General features: G+C 70.7%; 15 protein-coding genes. 7 read left to right on the forward strand and 8 right to left on the reverse strand.

The window, feature by feature from the left end:
* Nucleotides 1-54 precede the first annotated feature (54 nt).
* The 3 genes from VFZ92_RS27720 to VFZ92_RS27730 are packed head-to-tail and all read right to left on the reverse strand — an operon-like array spanning nucleotide 55 to nucleotide 2,645.
* Nucleotides 55-801, reverse strand: a complete 747-nt coding sequence (locus VFZ92_RS27720; protein WP_330878985.1) for an alpha/beta hydrolase — start codon at nucleotides 799-801, stop codon at nucleotides 55-57.
* A gap of 51 nt (nucleotides 802-852) precedes the next feature.
* The gene (locus VFZ92_RS27725) at nucleotides 853-1,506 is read right to left on the reverse strand and encodes a response regulator transcription factor (RefSeq protein WP_330878986.1); all 654 of its coding nucleotides are present in this window, start codon (nucleotides 1,504-1,506) and stop codon (nucleotides 853-855) included.
* On the reverse strand, nucleotides 1,503-2,645 hold the full coding sequence (locus VFZ92_RS27730; protein WP_330878987.1) for a sensor histidine kinase: 1,143 nt from the start codon (nucleotides 2,643-2,645) through the stop codon (nucleotides 1,503-1,505). The genes VFZ92_RS27725 and VFZ92_RS27730 overlap by 4 nt, the downstream gene beginning before the upstream one ends.
* A 175-nt stretch (nucleotides 2,646-2,820) precedes the next feature.
* Between VFZ92_RS27730 and VFZ92_RS27735 the strand changes: the two genes are divergently transcribed.
* Entirely contained in the window at nucleotides 2,821-3,321 is a 501-nt protein-coding gene (locus VFZ92_RS27735; protein WP_330878988.1) for a hypothetical protein, read from the forward strand.
* 256 nt (nucleotides 3,322-3,577) lie between these two features.
* Entirely contained in the window at nucleotides 3,578-5,149 is a 1,572-nt protein-coding gene (locus VFZ92_RS27740; protein ID WP_330878989.1) for a cellulose binding domain-containing protein, read from the forward strand.
* A gap of 21 nt (nucleotides 5,150-5,170) precedes the next feature.
* Here VFZ92_RS27740 and metX read toward each other — a convergent pair whose 3' ends face one another.
* Nucleotides 5,171-6,247 (reverse strand): homoserine O-acetyltransferase MetX, encoded by a 1,077-nt coding sequence (gene metX, locus VFZ92_RS27745; protein WP_330878990.1) that lies wholly within the window; start codon nucleotides 6,245-6,247, stop codon nucleotides 5,171-5,173.
* Nucleotides 6,244-7,545, reverse strand: a complete 1,302-nt coding sequence (locus tag VFZ92_RS27750; RefSeq protein WP_330878991.1) for a bifunctional o-acetylhomoserine/o-acetylserine sulfhydrylase — start codon at nucleotides 7,543-7,545, stop codon at nucleotides 6,244-6,246. Before VFZ92_RS27750 ends, metX begins: the two co-directional genes overlap by 4 nt.
* 195 nt (nucleotides 7,546-7,740) lie before the next feature.
* On the opposite strand from VFZ92_RS27750, the gene VFZ92_RS27755 reads away from it, so the two are divergent.
* Together VFZ92_RS27755 and rdmE are read left to right on the forward strand one after the other, a co-directional pair.
* Nucleotides 7,741-8,760 (forward strand): Gfo/Idh/MocA family protein, encoded by a 1,020-nt coding sequence (locus tag VFZ92_RS27755; RefSeq protein ID WP_330878992.1) that lies wholly within the window; start codon nucleotides 7,741-7,743, stop codon nucleotides 8,758-8,760.
* 140 nt (nucleotides 8,761-8,900) lie between these two features.
* Nucleotides 8,901-10,427, forward strand: coding sequence for an aklavinone 12-hydroxylase RdmE (gene rdmE, locus VFZ92_RS27760; RefSeq protein WP_330878993.1), 1,527 nt, complete (start codon nucleotides 8,901-8,903; stop codon nucleotides 10,425-10,427).
* On the opposite strand, the gene VFZ92_RS27765 is transcribed toward rdmE, so the two are convergent.
* Entirely contained in the window at nucleotides 10,387-11,682 is a 1,296-nt protein-coding gene (locus tag VFZ92_RS27765) for an MFS transporter (protein WP_330878994.1), read from the reverse strand. The genes rdmE and VFZ92_RS27765 overlap by 41 nt on opposite strands.
* A 153-nt stretch (nucleotides 11,683-11,835) precedes the next feature.
* Here VFZ92_RS27765 and VFZ92_RS27770 point away from each other — a divergent pair, with 153 nt between their 5' ends.
* Nucleotides 11,836-12,228: an SSI family serine proteinase inhibitor gene (locus VFZ92_RS27770; RefSeq protein WP_330878995.1), complete on the forward strand. Its 393-nt coding sequence runs from the start codon at nucleotides 11,836-11,838 to the stop codon at nucleotides 12,226-12,228.
* A 79-nt stretch (nucleotides 12,229-12,307) separates the two neighbouring features.
* A complete protein-coding gene (locus VFZ92_RS27775) occupies nucleotides 12,308-12,796 on the forward strand; it encodes a glutathione peroxidase (RefSeq protein WP_330878996.1) in 489 nt (162 codons plus the stop codon).
* 34 nt (nucleotides 12,797-12,830) lie between these two features.
* Here VFZ92_RS27775 and galE read toward each other — a convergent pair whose 3' ends face one another.
* Complete coding sequence (gene galE / locus VFZ92_RS27780) at nucleotides 12,831-13,784, reverse strand: UDP-glucose 4-epimerase GalE (protein ID WP_330878997.1); 954 nt, start codon at nucleotides 13,782-13,784, stop codon at nucleotides 12,831-12,833.
* A gap of 120 nt (nucleotides 13,785-13,904) precedes the next feature.
* Between galE and VFZ92_RS27785 the strand changes: the two genes are divergently transcribed.
* Nucleotides 13,905-14,243, forward strand: a complete 339-nt coding sequence (locus VFZ92_RS27785; protein WP_330878998.1) for an L-rhamnose mutarotase — start codon at nucleotides 13,905-13,907, stop codon at nucleotides 14,241-14,243.
* A gap of 28 nt (nucleotides 14,244-14,271) precedes the next feature.
* On the opposite strand, the gene VFZ92_RS27790 is transcribed toward VFZ92_RS27785, so the two are convergent.
* On the reverse strand, nucleotides 14,272-14,541 hold a 270-nt coding region (locus VFZ92_RS27790), incomplete at its 5' end, for an L-serine ammonia-lyase, iron-sulfur-dependent, subunit alpha (protein WP_330878999.1).

The raw sequence follows: 14,541 nt of genomic DNA on the forward strand, positions 1-14,541 counted from the left end.
CCAGCACCAGACCGGTCAGCACGTCCGCGAGCAGCTCGCGCCACCAGCGCCGCCTCATCGCCCCTCCCCCGTCACGATCCGCACGATCTCCCCCAGCGCGACCCCTCCCGCCCGGTAGTACTCGTCGTGGCTCCCGTCCCCGGCGGGGAACACCCGCGCCCCGAACTCCGGCGCCGCCGGGTCGGTGCCGTGCCCGAGGTCCCCCACCCGCACCTTCGGCACCCACCCCGTCCAGTCGCCGGACGACCGCGCGGCCCACACCCGCGCACCCGTGCGGAGTTCCGCCACCGACGACGCCCGAACGCCCGGACTGCCGGTGAACACGACGTCCCCCACGCCGCCCAGGTCGGCCGACGCGCACACCACCGACCCGTAGCTGTGGCACAGCAACGACACGTGCGCGGCGGGCAGCCCGCGCACGAACGACGACAGCTCCTCGGCCCCGGCCCGCGCCAGACCGCCGGTGGCGGCGTCGATCCCCAGCCCCTCGGGCGTGTCGTACCCGAGCCACGCGACCACGGCCACGTCGTCCCGACCCGCGGCCGTGTGCACGGCGCGGGCCACAGCCAGCAGCCTGCCGAACCTCCGAACGTCCACATCGGACCCCGGCACCACCACCGCGACGTGCCGGGCGCGCGGGAGATCGCCCAGCGCCACCACGAGCCGTCCCCGGCCTGCGGGCTCGAACCGCAGCACGCGCACGTCGGCGGGGAACTCGGGTTCGGTCTGCGCGACGGCACCGGCGGACACCGGTGACACCACGACCAGCAGCGCGGCCACGAGGGCGATCACCTTGGACATGGCCGAAAACTACGAAGACCACGCCGACGGGATCATCACCCCGCGGGCCCACTACCCCGGTACGACGAGCCCGCTCTCGTACGCCGCGATCACGGCCTGGGCCCGGTCGCGCAGGCCCAGCTTCATCAGCACCCGACCCACGTGGGTCTTCACCGTCTGCTCGGCGACGAACAGGTGCCCGGCGATCTCCCCGTTCGACAGCCCCTGCGCGATCAGCCTCAGCACCTCCGTCTCCCGCTCGGTCAGCGAGGACAGCGCGCGGGGCCGAACCCCCTGCGCGGGCCTGGACTTCACGAAGTCCTCGATCAGCCGCTTGGTGATCGACGGCGCCAGCAGCGCCTCCCCGCGCGCCACGACCCGCACCGCGTCGAGCAGCTCCCGCGCGGGCGCGTGCTTGAGCAGGAACCCGCTGGCGCCTGCCCTCAGCGCCTCGTAGACGTAGTCGTCCAGGTCGAACGTGGTCAGCACCAGCACCTTCACCGGGTGCGGTTCGGCGGCGAGCAGCCGCGTGGCGCCCAGCCCGTCCAGCTCCGGCATCCGGATGTCCATCAGCACCACGTCCGGCAGCAGCCGCCGCACCGCCGCCACCGCGGCGACGCCGTCCCCGGCCGACCCGACGACCTCGATGTCCTCCTGCGCGGCCAGCAGCGCGGCGAAGCCCTCGCGCACCATCTCCTGGTCGTCGACCACGAGCACCCTGATCACTCGTCCCCCAGCGGAATCAGCGCCCGCACCTCGAACCCGCCGTCACCGGACGGCGAGGCGGTGATCGACCCTCCGTGCACCGCGACGCGCTCCTTCATCCCGGTGAGCCCGTGCCCGCCACCACCGCCGAGGGACGCGCCGCCCCGAGTATTGCGCACGAGGACCTCCAGCGAGCCGTCCACCACCCGCAGCACCACCGACACCGCTCCGCCGGGCGCGTGGCGGGCGGCGTTGGTCAGCGCTTCCTGGACGACCCGGTACGCCGTCAGCCCGACGGACTCCGGCACGTCCAGCGAGGGCACCTCGACCGAGGCTGACGCGCGGGCGGCCAGGTCGGCGATCTGCGCGATCCCCGGCTGCGGCTCCCGGTCGGCCCGCTGGCCCGCGCTGCGCAGCACCCCGAGCAGCCGCTGCATGTCCGTGATCGCCTCGCGGGCCGCGGCGCCGAGCTCCGCGAACTCCCGGACACCGGCCTCGGGCAGGTCGGCGATCCGGTAGGGGGCGGTCTCGCAGCGCACGACCACCATCGACATGTGGTGGGCCACGACGTCGTGCATCTCGCGGGCGATGCGCGCCCGCTCCACGAGCGCGCCCTTCTCCGCGCGCTCCCGCTCGATCTCCGCCTCGACCCGGCCCCTGGAGCCGAAGGCGTACCCGACCAGCAGGACCAGGCCCAGCACGATCGCCGTCTCCGGGTAGAAGCTGACGCCCTTCATCGCCCCCGCGATGCCGAGCAGCCCCAGCGTGAGCCAGCCCGCGGTGACCACGACGGGCCGCGAGTAGAGCAGGGCGACACCGACGACGGTGGGCAGGTAGAAGCACCACTGCCAGCCGTTGAGCACGGGAGCGGCCGAGCCGTGCGCCGACACGTCGATGAACAGACCTATCGTCGCGACCCGCCAGCCGGTCAGCGGGGAGCGGACCAGCAGCGCGTACGAGCCCGTGATGACCGCGAAGTACACGGGCCAGACGCCGTCCGGCTCGTGGAGGCGAACGTAGTCCGCGCTGGCCACGACGGCGACCACGACGGCGTAGAGCATGATCACCGCCACACCCGGCCGCCGGAGGCGGACGGGCAGGTTCCCGAGTGCCGGTGTGTGGTCCCGCAGGGCCACGACCTGGAGCAAGGAGCGGATCACCAGCCGATGCTAGGGCGGAGGGCCGTGCCGGTCGTGCCTCCGTGGGGTGACATACCCCGGTATCACCCGGACCTGTGGGCCATTGGGCATTGCGGCACCCGATCACCAACCGGTAGGCAGTGGGGCAGACGAAGGGCGGCCCGCGCCGAGGGCCGACGTGTTGAAAGATGGTGGGATGACCTCGCAGCATGATCCGGATCGCTGGTCCCGGCTGACGGCCGTGGCCGGCGAGGCCTTGGCCGCGGCCAAGGTCGGGGAGGACGCTGTCGCGGTCGACCTCGTCACCGGCTACCTCAGCGGGTCGCCCGAGGGCAACGAGGAGATCAGGGAGCTCGTGCTGCTGCTGTTCTCCGAGTGCAGCGGCATGGTCGCGGCGCTCGGGTCGGGCGGCGCCACCCCGGTGAAGATGCAGGTCTTCGACGAGGACGGGCAGGAGGTCCCGATCGACGACGCGGACCCGCCCGTGCGGACCGCGATCAGGACGCTGCTGGCCGAGGTGCACGGCGACGAGGAGGCCGCCGCCGAGCAGATCGAGATCGCGCTCACGAACGGCGCGCCGCAGGAGCTGGCGACCGTCGTGCTCCAGGCGCTGCGCTGGACGGTGAAGCTCGCCGCCGAGTGCCAGACGCGCGACCTGGACGTGCCGGACTGGATCACCACGTCGCTGGAGGAATGACGCGGTCCTCGCGAACGCGGCCTGATCCCCGAGAATTGGCAACACCGGGCGCCCTGGATTCCCCATTTGTTCCGCACGCCTGTTCACGTTCGTGAAAAATTGTCCCGGTCGTGCCTGCGGAAATGCGCCGATGACCGGTGCGCGCCCTTGACACGTGCGGTGGTCCAGACCAGTGTCTCTTGCTGACCAGCCCGGACGTTCCCGAGGTCGAGTGGACGGTCACCCTGCACCCGCCACCTCTCCATCAGGGAGAACAATGAAATTCCGCTTCGGCGCGCTGCTTTCGATCAGCGCCCTGACAGTGGCGACGCTGACGTCCCCGACCGCGTCAGCGGCCACGGGCGTCACCGCCACCTTCACCAAGACGGGCGATTGGGGAACCGGTTTCGAAGCCAGGTTCACCGTCGCGAACAACGGTGCCAGCACCCTGAACGGCTGGCGCGTCGAGTTCGACATGCCGTCCGGCAGCGCCGTCACGAGCCACTGGGACGCGGTCGTCACCCGGTCCGGCGACCACTACGTGGCCGTCAACAAGGACTACAACGGCAGCGTCGGCGTCGGCGCCCAGGCGGGCTTCGGCCTCACCGGCACCGGCTCGGGCTCGCCGCTCAACTGCACCGTCAACGGCGCTCCCTGCACCGGCGGCGGTGGCGGTGGCGGCGACACGACCGCTCCGAGCGCTCCCGCGGGCCTCTCCGCCACCGGGACCACGAAGAACTCCGTGTCGCTGACCTGGAACGCGGCCACCGACAACGTCGGCGTCGTCGGCTACGACGTCTACCGGGGCGGCTCGCTCGCCACGACCTCCACCGGCACCTCGGCCACGGTCAGCGGCCTGACCGGAGGCACGGCCTACTCGTTCACGGTCAAGGCGCGCGACGCCGCGGGCAACACCTCCGGCGCCAGCAACCAGGTCTCCGCCACCACCCTGCCCGGCGGCGAGGACCCGTCGAACGGCACCAGGACCGCGGCCCCGTACCTGTACGTGGGCTGGGGCAACCCGCCGAGCCCGACCACCGTCATGCAGGCCACCGGCGTCAAGTGGTTCACGATGGCGTTCATCCTGTCCTCGGGCGGCTGCAACCCGGCGTGGGACGGCAGCCGACCGCTGGCGGGCAGCGCCGACGCGGCGGCCATCGCCGAGATCCGCGCGAACGGCGGCGACATCGTCCCGTCCTTCGGCGGCTGGAGCGGCAACAAGCTCGGCCCGAACTGCGCGACCCCCGAACTGCTCGCGGGCGCCTACCAGAAGGTCATCGACGCCTACGGCCTGAAGGCGATCGACATCGACATCGAGAACACCGACGAGTTCGAGAACGAGGTCGTGCAGGACCGCATCCTCACGGCGTTGAGGATCGTCAAGCAGAACAACCCCGGCATCCAGACCATCGTCACGTTCGGCACCACGACGACCGGCCCGAACTTCTACGGCGGTCGCCTGGTCGAGCGGGCGAAGGCGCTGGACGCGGGCATCGACGTGTTCACGATCATGCCGTTCGACTTCGGCAGCGCCGACGTCCAGACCGACACGATCAACGCGGCCACCGGCTTGAAGGACAAGCTCAGGGCCACGTTCGGCTGGTCGGACGCGGTGGCGTTCAACCACGTCGGCATCTCCGGCATGAACGGGCTGTCCGACCAGCAGGAGATGACGTCGGTGGCGGCGTGGACCGCCATCCGCGACTGGTCGAAGACCAACGGCCTCGGCAGGCTCGCGTTCTGGTCGGTGAACCGCGACCGGGGCTGCCCCGGCGGCGGCGTGACCGCGGCGTGCAGCGGCATCGCCCAGTCCGACTGGGAGTTCTCCCGCATCACGGCCGGTTTCTAGCCCTCGGCGGGTGCTCTCCGGTCACGCGCCGGAGGGCACCCGCGCCGGCAGCAGTTCCCGCACCAGCGCGCCCACCTGGTCGGACTCGATGAGGAACGCGTCGTGGCCGTGGTCCGACGTGACGACCCGCAGGTCGTCGGCGGTGGTGATGCCCGCGGCGAGCTCCTCCTGCTGGGTGAGGGGGAACAGCCGGTCGGTGTCGACGCCCGCGACGATCGTGCGAGCGGTGACGCGGCGCAGCGCGGACCGCACACCGCCGCGGTCGCGGCCCACGTCGTGGCTGTTCATCGACTCGGTGAGGACGACGTAGCTGTCCGGGTCGAAGCGGCGGACCAGCTTGTCGGCGTGGTGGTCCAGGTAGGACTCGACGGCGAACCTGCCGTCGCCCTGCGGCTCCCGACCGAACCGGGTGGCCAGCTCCGCCTCGGTGCGGTAGCTGATGTGCGCGATCCGGCGGGCGATCCCCAGGCCCAGCAGCGGATCGGCGCGGACGGCGTGGATCTGGGTCGACGCCAGCGCGATCTGCTCGGCGGACGCCGCCGCCGGGCACGCCAGCAGCAGCAACGCCCCCAGCCGGTCCGGGTGGCCGACCGCCCATTCGAGCGCCCGCATCCCGCCCATGGAACCGCCGAGGACGGCGGCCCAGGAGTCGACGCCGAGCGCGTCGGCCAGCGCCACCTCCGCCGCGACCTGGTCGCGGGCGGTCACCAGGGGGAACCTGCTGCCCCACGGCCGCCCGTCGGGGGCGGTGGACAGCGGGCCGGTGCTGCCCTGGCACCCGCCCAGCACGTTCGGGACGACGATGAACCAGTGCGCCGGGTCCAGCGGCCTGCCCGGCCCGACCAGCGCGTCCCACCAGCCGGGGGTGGGGTGACCCGGTTCCGCCACGCCTGCCACGTGGCTGTCGCCGGTGAGGGCGTGCTCGACCAGGACCGCGTTGGAGCGGTCCGCGTTGAGCGTCCCCCACGTCTCGTAGGCGAGCCGCACGGCGGGGAGCCCGGCCAGCGGGCCGTCGTGGGAGTACCAGAGCCGCCGCCCGGCGGGGTCCCCCTCGCGCCACCCGCCGGCGGCACGAGGGGTCTTTCCACCAGTGGTCACAGAGCGGACTTCGCCGCGCGGAACCCCGCCTCCAGGTCGGCCTTGAGGTCCTCGACGCCCTCGATGCCGACCGACAGCCGCACCAGACCCGGCGTGACACCCGTCGTGACCTGCTCCTCGGGGGCAAGCTGGCTGTGCGTGGTGCTGGCCGGGTGGACGATCAGGCTGCGGACGTCGCCGATGTTCGCGAGCTGGCTGAACAGCTCGGTGCCGTCCACGAACGCCCGCCCCGCGTCCACGCCGCCGCGCAGCTCGAACGACACGATCGCCCCAGCGCCCTTGGGCAGGTACTTCTTCGCGTTCTCGTGGAACGGGCTCGACGGCAGGCCCGCGTAGTGGACCTTCTCCACCTCGTCGCGCTGCTCCAGCCACTCCGCGAGCGCCTGCGCGTTCGCCACGTGCCGGTCGATGCGCAGCGACAGCGTCTCGATGCCCTGGATGATCAGGAAGCTGTTCAGCGGGGCGATGGCCGCGCCCGTGTCGCGCAGCAGCTGCACGCGCAGCTTCGCGGCGAACGCGCCGTGGCCCAGCGCGGGCCAGTACCGCAGGCCGTTGTAGCTCGGGTCCGGCTCGGTGAAGTCCGGGAACCGCTCCGTGCCGAAGTCGAACGTGCCGCCGTCGACCACCACGCCCGCGATGGTCGTGCCGTGACCGCCCAGGTACTTGGTCGCCGAGTGCACCACGATGTCCGCGCCGTGCTCGATCGGCCGCACCAGGTACGGCGTCGGCACGGTGTTGTCCACCACCAGCGGCACCCCGACCTCGTGCGAGACACCCGCCACCGCGGCGATGTCCAGCACGTGCGCGCGCGGGTTCGCCAACGTCTCGGCGAAGAACAGCTTCGTGTTCGGCCGAGCCGCCGCCCGCCACGCCTCCAGGTCGTCGGGGTCGTCCACGAAGGTGACCTCGATGCCGAGCTTGGGCAGCGTGTAGTGGAACAGGTTGTACGTGCCGCCGTAGAGCGAGGCGCTGGAGACGAAGTGGTCACCCGATCGAGCGAGGTTCAGGATCGTCGCCGTCACGGCCGCCGACCCGGACGCGAACGCCACGGCCGCGATCCCGCCCTCCAGCGCGGCCACCCGCTGCTCCAGCACGTCCTGGGTGGGGTTGTTGATGCGGGTGTAGATGTTGCCCGCTTCGGAGAGGTTGAACAGCGCGGCGCCGTGGGCGGTGTCGCGGAAGACGTACGACGTCGTCTGGTAGATCGGCGTGGCACGGGCCCCGGTCGCCGGGTCGGGGCCGGCTCCGGCGTGGACCTGCTTGGTCTCGAACGACCAGGCGGAGGTGTCTGCGGACATGGCTGTCTCCTGGTTTTCACTCGATGGCTGTGCGGAGTCGGGGTGGATCAAGCGCGGCCGGGACAGGCCATGCTGGTGACGCGCACGTGGTCCACGTGCCGCCTGGTCACGAGCAGACTCATGACAGCGACGGTAGTTCCGGGTGCCGAACTCGCAACAGGGCGTCCACGACGTGGGACGCCTATGTTCAGTGCCATGCGCACCGCACTGATCGGCTACGGACTGGGCGGCTCGGCCTTCCACGCGCCGTTCCTGAACACGACACCGGGCCTGGAACTGAGCGCCGTCGTGACCGCCAACCCGGACCGGGCGGCAGAGGTCAGGGCGAGGTACCCGAACACGAGAGTGCTGTCCTCAGTGGACGAGGTGTGGACGGGCGACTTCGACCTGGCGGTGGTCACGACACCGAACCGCTTCCACCACGAGCACGCCCGCGAGGCGCTGGAACACGGCCTCGACGTGGTGGTGGACAAACCTTTCTCCGGCACGGCGGCGGAAGCCCGCGCCCTGGCGGAACTGGCGGAGGAGCGAGGACGAACGCTGGTCCCGTTCCACAACAGGCGGTGGGACGGCGACTTCCTGACCGTGCGACGACTCCTGGCGGAGGGAGCCCTGGGCGCGGTGCACCGCTTCGAGTCCCGCTTCGAGCGCTGGCGCCCGAACCTCAAACCGAGCTGGAAGGAATCAGGGGACCCGGCAGACCTGGGCAGCATCGTCTACGACCTGGGCACCCACCTGATCGACCAGGCCCTCACCCTCTTCGGCCGCCCCGCAGAGGTCTACGCGGAAATCAGGACACTGCGCACAGGAGCACAAGCGCCGGACGAGGCCTTCCTGGCCCTGACCCACCAGGACGGCACCACCTCCCACCTCTGGGCCAGCGCACTGGCAGCAGACCGAGGCCCCAGGTTCAGAGTCCTGGGCGACGAGGCGGCCTACGTGAAACACGGCATGGACCCCCAGGAAGAACAACTCAAAGCAGGGAAAATCCCGGCAACCGACTGGGGAACAGAACAACCGTCATCCTGGGGCCACCTACAACAAGACCAAGAAAGAACCCCGGTACCGACAATCCCAGGCAACTACCCGGCCTTCTACCAAGCAATAGCGAACGCGGAAACCCCAGTATCCCCCTGGGAGGCAGCAACAGGCCTGGAAGTACTGGAAGCAGCAGAAAAATCAGCAAGAACAAAAACCACGATCTCCCTGGACTAACCCACGCCGGCCGCACGGCGCTGGAACCGGCAGCCACCTGGCGAGCACCCCCGACCCCACCTGGCGAGCCCTCCAGCCCCACGGCTACCCCCAACGCGCCCTCTTGCCCACAAAGTCTCTTAGAGCCTAAGATACTTACTATGGAAGACACCGACGTCCTGGTAGGAGGAGCTGGCCTGGCAGGCCTCTCAGCCACCCTCTTCCTGGCCCGACAGGGCATCAAGGTCCGCACGATCTCCGCACACCCGACCACCGCCCTGCACCCCAAGGCGACAGGCCAAACCCCCAGAACCATGGAACTGCTCACCAGAGCGGGAGCAGCGGGGGAAGTGCTCGCGGGCAGCGGCGGCCCCCTCACCATCAAGATCGCCGAAAGCCTCAAGGGAACCGTCTACAAATCCATAGCCACCGACGACAACCCCCCGGACCACTCCACCCTCTCCCCGGCCCCGTTCGGCATGACCTCCCAGGACCACGTGGAAACGGTCCTCCTCACCAAGGCCAGGACACTAGGCGCACAAGTCCACTTCGCCACCCGGTTGACCCACTTCACCCAGGACGACACCGGCACGACGGCCACCCTCCTGGACCTGACCACCAACGAATCAACCACCACCAGAACCAAGTACCTCATAGCCGCGGACGGCCACCGGAGCAGGATCCGGGACTCCCCGGGAGTGGAACGCCACGGCCCTGGCCACCTGGCCCACCACATCGGCATCATCTTCGAGGCCGACCTCTCCCTCCACACCGATCCAGCCCGGACCACCCTCTTCTACCTCCAGAACCCCACCTCCACCGGCGCGTTCGTCTCCCTCACCACGGACCGCCGCCACGTCCTCACCGTCGAACACCACCCCGAGCGCGGCGAATCCACCGCCGACCACGACGAGGCCCGCTGCACGTCCCTCATCCGCACGGCCACCGACGTCCCGGACCTGGACCCGAAGATCCTCGACATCACCACCTGGCACATGGCCGCGTGGACGGCCGACCGGTTCTCCTCCGGCCGCGTCTTCCTGGTGGGCGACGCGGCCAAGGTCACCCCGCCCACCGGCGGCCTCGGCGGCAACACGGCCGTCCAGGACGGCTACGACATCGCCTGGAAGCTGGCGGCGGTGCTGAAGGGCGAGGCGGGCCCAGGACTCCTGGACAGCTACGACGCAGAACGACACCCCTACGCGCGGGCGGTCGTCGACACCTCCTACCGCAACTACGTGGAGCGCTTCGCCCCGCACCTGGCGACCTCGGACCTCCCGGAACCGACCGACCACCTGCGACTCGGCTTCGGCTTCCCCTGCCGCTCCACCGCCGTGCTCCCGGAGGACGACGACACCTCACCGGAGGACCCGTTCGCCCCCACCGGTCGCCCCGGCTACCGGGCACCGCACGTCGAGGTCGACCACGACGGCCTGCGCGTGTCCACGGTGGACCTCTTCGGCGGGGGCTGGACCCTGATCACCCTCGACCCGGCGTGGAACGACTGCGAGGTGGCGGTCCCGGTCCTCACCGACCCCTCCGGACAGCTCTCGGCGCGCTACGGCATCGGCGAGCGCGGCGCGAGCCTGGTCCGCCCGGACGGCGTCGTGGCGTGGCGCAGCCCGGACCTGGTGCTCGACCCGGCGGCTACGGTTCGGCGGGTGCTCGACTCGGTGCTCGACCGCTGATCGTCTCCCCCAGTGCGACGATGCAGGCCGCGCTGACCAGCGCCCCGCCGATCAGGTAGAGCGACACGGGCCAGCTGGCCTGGTCCGCCGTCAACCCCAGCAGCGCCGCCGCGACGACCGGTGACAGACCACCCCCCAGCACCGCGCCCAACTGGTAGCTCAGGGACACACCGCTGTAGCGGATCTTCGGGCCGAACAGCTCCGCGTAGTAGGCGGGCATCGGCCCGAAGATCGCCGCGGACCCGGTGAAGCCGATCAGCATCGCCACGACCACGAGCGCGGGGTCGCGGGTTTCCAGCAGCCAGAACATCGGGAACGCGAACGCGCCGAGGAACACAGCGCCGCCCAGCATGACCGGCATCCTCCCCACCCGGTCCGACAGCCGGGCGAACAGCAGGATCGCCACCGCCTGGGAGAACGCGCCGATCAGCGTGGCGTTGAGGATGACCGAGCGGGTCATCCCCAGCTGCCGGGTGGCGTACGACGCGGCGAACGTGGCCAGCACGAAGATGAACATGTTGAACCCGAAGTTCACCCCGGCGCCCAGCAGCACCGTGCGCCAGTGGTCCTTCAGCACGACGACCACCGGCAGCTTGGCCGTGCCCTCCTCCGCACGGGTCCGCTCGAACACCGGGCTCTCCTGCACCGACAGCCGCACGTACAGCCCGACCCCGACCAGGACGAGGCTGAACAGGAACGGGACGCGCCAGCCCCAGACGAGGAAGTCGTCACCGGAGGCGGTCACGGCCAGCGACATCGCCCCGCTCGCGAGCAGCAGGCCCAGCGGCGACCCGAGGAACGTCCAGCTCCCGTACCAGCCCGTCCTCCCCGGTGGTGAGTGCTCGACCGTCATCAGCGTGGCCCCGCCCTGCTCACCGCCCAGGAAGAACCCCTGGACCACCCGCAGCAGGACCAGCAGCACCGGGGCCAGCAGCCCGATCGACGAGTACGTCGGCAGCACCCCGATCAGGGCCGTGCACACCCCCGTGGCGGTCAGCGTCAGGACGAGCATCGTCCGCCTGCCGATCCGGTCGCCGAAGTGCCCGATCACCACCCCGCCGAGCGGCCTGGCCAGGAAGCCCGCGCCGAACGTGGCCAGCGACAGCAGCGTCCCGATCCTCGGGTCGAACGACGGGAAGAACAGCTTGTCGAAGACCAGCGCGGACGCCGTTCCGTAGAGCAGGAAGTCGTAGAGCTCGACCGCGTTCCCCGCCGAACTGGCCAGTGCCACCCGGCGCACGCTTGATGTCCCCATCGCCCCAGCGTGCCGAGTCGATCATGGTCTGCACACCCCCGTCCGACGCAAGTCGAGCGGATCCGGTTGGTCAACGGTCACCGGAACCACTCGATCCGGTGTTACCGCCCGGTTGGGTCGTGGTCAGGGGTCCGGTCGCGCCACTGTGGGCGCATGGCACCCCTCCCCTTCCTCGCGGCCTTCGCCGCGGTGATCCCCTTCCTGCCGGTCGACGAGATCGCTCCCCCGGCGGGCTCGGAACTCGTCCCCTCCTCCACGCTCGTGCTGACCACGTCCACCGAGGAGGCGGGCGTGCGGTCGACGACCCTGCACTGCGAGCCGTCCGGCGGGTCGCACCCGAACGCGCGGGTGGCGTGCGACGACCTGCTGCGGTCCGACGGCGACGTGCAGGCCGTGCAGGACTCGGATTCGCTGTGCACCTTCGAGTACCGGCCCGTGCACGTGACGGCCTCCGGAAGCTGGCGCGGTGAGCGGCGCACCTTCGACCACGTCTACCCGAACGCGTGCGCGGTGCGCGTGGACACCGGGTCGGTCTTCCAGTTCTGACCGGCTCACGCGCCCCCGTCCACCGCGGGCGGAGCCGTAGTCTGGGAACGGAACGGGTCCACGGTGAAAGGGCGACCTCTTGAGCATCTACGACATCCCGGTCAACACGATCTCGGGTGAGCCGACCACGCTGGAGTCGCTGCGCGGCAAGGCCGTCCTGGTCGTGAACGTGGCGTCCAAGTGCGGGCTCACGCCGCAGTACACCGGCCTGGAGCAGCTCCAGGAGCAGTACGGCGAGCAGGGTTTCTCGGTGGTCGGCTTCCCGTGCAACCAGTTCAACGGCCAGGAGCCCGGCACGGCCGAGGAGATCGAGACCTTCTGCTCGACCACGTACGGCGTGACGTTCCCGCTGTTCGAGAAGATCGAGGTCAACGGCGCCGACCGGCACCCGGTCTACGCCGAGCTGACCAAGACCGCCGACGCCGACGGCGCCGCCGGTGACGTGCAGTGGAACTTCGAGAAGTTCCTGATCAGCCCCGAGGGCGAGGTCGTGGCCCGGTTCCGGCCGGTCACGAAGCCCGATGACGAGCAGGTCGTCAAGGCGATCGAGGCCGTCCTGCCCGCGTGACGCGCGGTGGGGAGCCCCGGCGAGGGGCTCCCCGTCACGGGCGTGAGCGGTGGAACGCCCAGGCGTCCGCGATGATGGCGGTCAGCTCCGGCTTCGCCTGCCGCCAGCCCAGCTCGGTGCGGGCCTTGTCGGCGGACGCGACGCTCGCGACCGGATCGCCCTCGCGGCGGGGCGCGACGCGGGTCGGCACCGGGTGGCCGGTCACCTCGAGCACCGCGTCGACGACCTCGCGGATCGAGAAACCCCGGCCGTTGCCCAGGTTGTAGACCTTGTGCTTGCCGAGTTCGGCCGCCTCCAGCGCGAGGACGTGCGCCGAGGCCAGGTCCTCGATGTGGATGTAGTCCCGCACGGACGTGCCGTCCGGCGTCGGGTAGTCGTCGCCGAACAGCAGGAACTCCGCCCGCTTGCCCGCCGCGACGTCCAGCACCATCGGGATCAGGTGGGTCTCGGGCGTGTGCCGCTCCCCGAGGTGCCCGCTGGCGCCCGCCGCGTTGAAGTACCTCAGGCTCACCGCGCCGAGGCCGTGCGCCTGGCACTCCCACGGCAACATGGTGTCCACGATGGACTTGCTCGCGGCGTAGGGGTTCTGCGGGTCGACCGGCGAGTCCTCCGCCAGCGGTTCCAGCCCGGCGTCGGCGTACATCGACCCCGTCGAGGAGAAGATGAGCCGCTTGACGTCGTTGGCGCGCATGGAGTCCAGCAGCGTCATGGTGCCGCGCACGTTCACGTCGAAGTACAGGTCGGGCTTGCGCACCGACTCGGCGACGGAGATCTTGGCCGCGAAGTGCAGCACCGCGTCGAACGTCGAGTCGACCACCTGCGCCGCCGCGCTGAGCGGCAACTCGTGCAGCACCGCGCCCTCCGGCACGTTGTCCACGAACCCGGTCGACAGGTCGTCCAACACCTCGACCTCGTGCCCCGCGGCGACCAGCGCCGCGACCGTCGCACTGCCGATGTACCCGGCGCCGCCCGTGACCAGCAGCTTCATCCATCACTCCCAGGTTGGTGGTCCCCGACTCGGACCCGACCCTACGCGGAGCCACGACGAGCACCGACACATCGGACGTCTGTACTCTCGCGACGACGGCCAACGGACAGAGGAGCAGCGATGTCGGCTTCCGCACCACAACGGCACATCCGAGTCGTCGGGGTGCTCCCCGAGAAGCGCGACGAGTACCTGCGGCTGCACCAGGTCGTGTGGCCCGACGTGGAGGCCAGGCTGACCGCCAGCGGCATCACCAACTACTCGATCTTCCTGCTCGGCGACCGGCTGATCTCCTACTACGAGTACGTCGGCGACGACTACGAGGCGGACATGGCGCTCATCGCCGCCGACCCGACCACCCAGGAGTGGTGGACCCTCACCGACCCGTGCCAGGTGCCGGTGCCGGAGGCCGAGGAGGGGCGGCTGTGGGCGGACGCCACCGAGGTGTGGCACATGAGCTGACCCGGTCCGGGCGGGGCGGACGGGCGCATCAGCACTCGATGACGTTGACCGCGAGGCCGCCCTCGCTCGTCTCCTTGTACTTGTGCGACATGTCGATGCCGGTCTGCCGCATGGTCTCCACGACGGCGTCGAGCGAGACGTAGTGCGAGCCGTCGCCGCGCAGCGCCAGGCGGGCGGCCGTCACCGCCGTCGATGCGGCGATGGGGTTGCGCTCGATGCAGGGGATCTGCACAAGCCCGCCGACCGGGTCGCAGGTCAGCCCCAGGTGGTGCTCCATCGCGATCTTGGCCGCGTTCTC

It is taken from the genome of Umezawaea sp. (genome assembly GCF_036375055.1).
GTDB lineage: Bacteria > Actinomycetota > Actinomycetes > Mycobacteriales > Pseudonocardiaceae > Umezawaea.

Bases quoted from the DNA above. Each gene is read 5' to 3' on its own strand.
- VFZ92_RS27750 (WP_330878991.1), bottom strand. From the start codon at position 7,545: ATGTCCGCAGACACCTCCGCCTGGTCGTTCGAGACCAAGCAGGTCCAC.
- VFZ92_RS27740 (WP_330878989.1), top strand. From the start codon at position 3,578: ATGAAATTCCGCTTCGGCGCGCTGCTTTCGATCAGCGCCCTGACAGTG.
- VFZ92_RS27765 (WP_330878994.1), bottom strand. From the start codon at position 11,682: ATGGGGACATCAAGCGTGCGCCGGGTGGCACTGGCCAGTTCGGCGGGG.
- VFZ92_RS27755 (WP_330878992.1), top strand. From the start codon at position 7,741: ATGCGCACCGCACTGATCGGCTACGGACTGGGCGGCTCGGCCTTCCAC.
- VFZ92_RS27770 (WP_330878995.1), top strand. From the start codon at position 11,836: ATGGCACCCCTCCCCTTCCTCGCGGCCTTCGCCGCGGTGATCCCCTTC.
- galE (WP_330878997.1), bottom strand. From the start codon at position 13,784: ATGAAGCTGCTGGTCACGGGCGGCGCCGGGTACATCGGCAGTGCGACG.
- VFZ92_RS27720 (WP_330878985.1), bottom strand. From the start codon at position 801: ATGTCCAAGGTGATCGCCCTCGTGGCCGCGCTGCTGGTCGTGGTGTCA.
- rdmE (WP_330878993.1), top strand. From the start codon at position 8,901: ATGGAAGACACCGACGTCCTGGTAGGAGGAGCTGGCCTGGCAGGCCTC.
- VFZ92_RS27785 (WP_330878998.1), top strand. From the start codon at position 13,905: ATGTCGGCTTCCGCACCACAACGGCACATCCGAGTCGTCGGGGTGCTC.
- VFZ92_RS27735 (WP_330878988.1), top strand. From the start codon at position 2,821: ATGACCTCGCAGCATGATCCGGATCGCTGGTCCCGGCTGACGGCCGTG.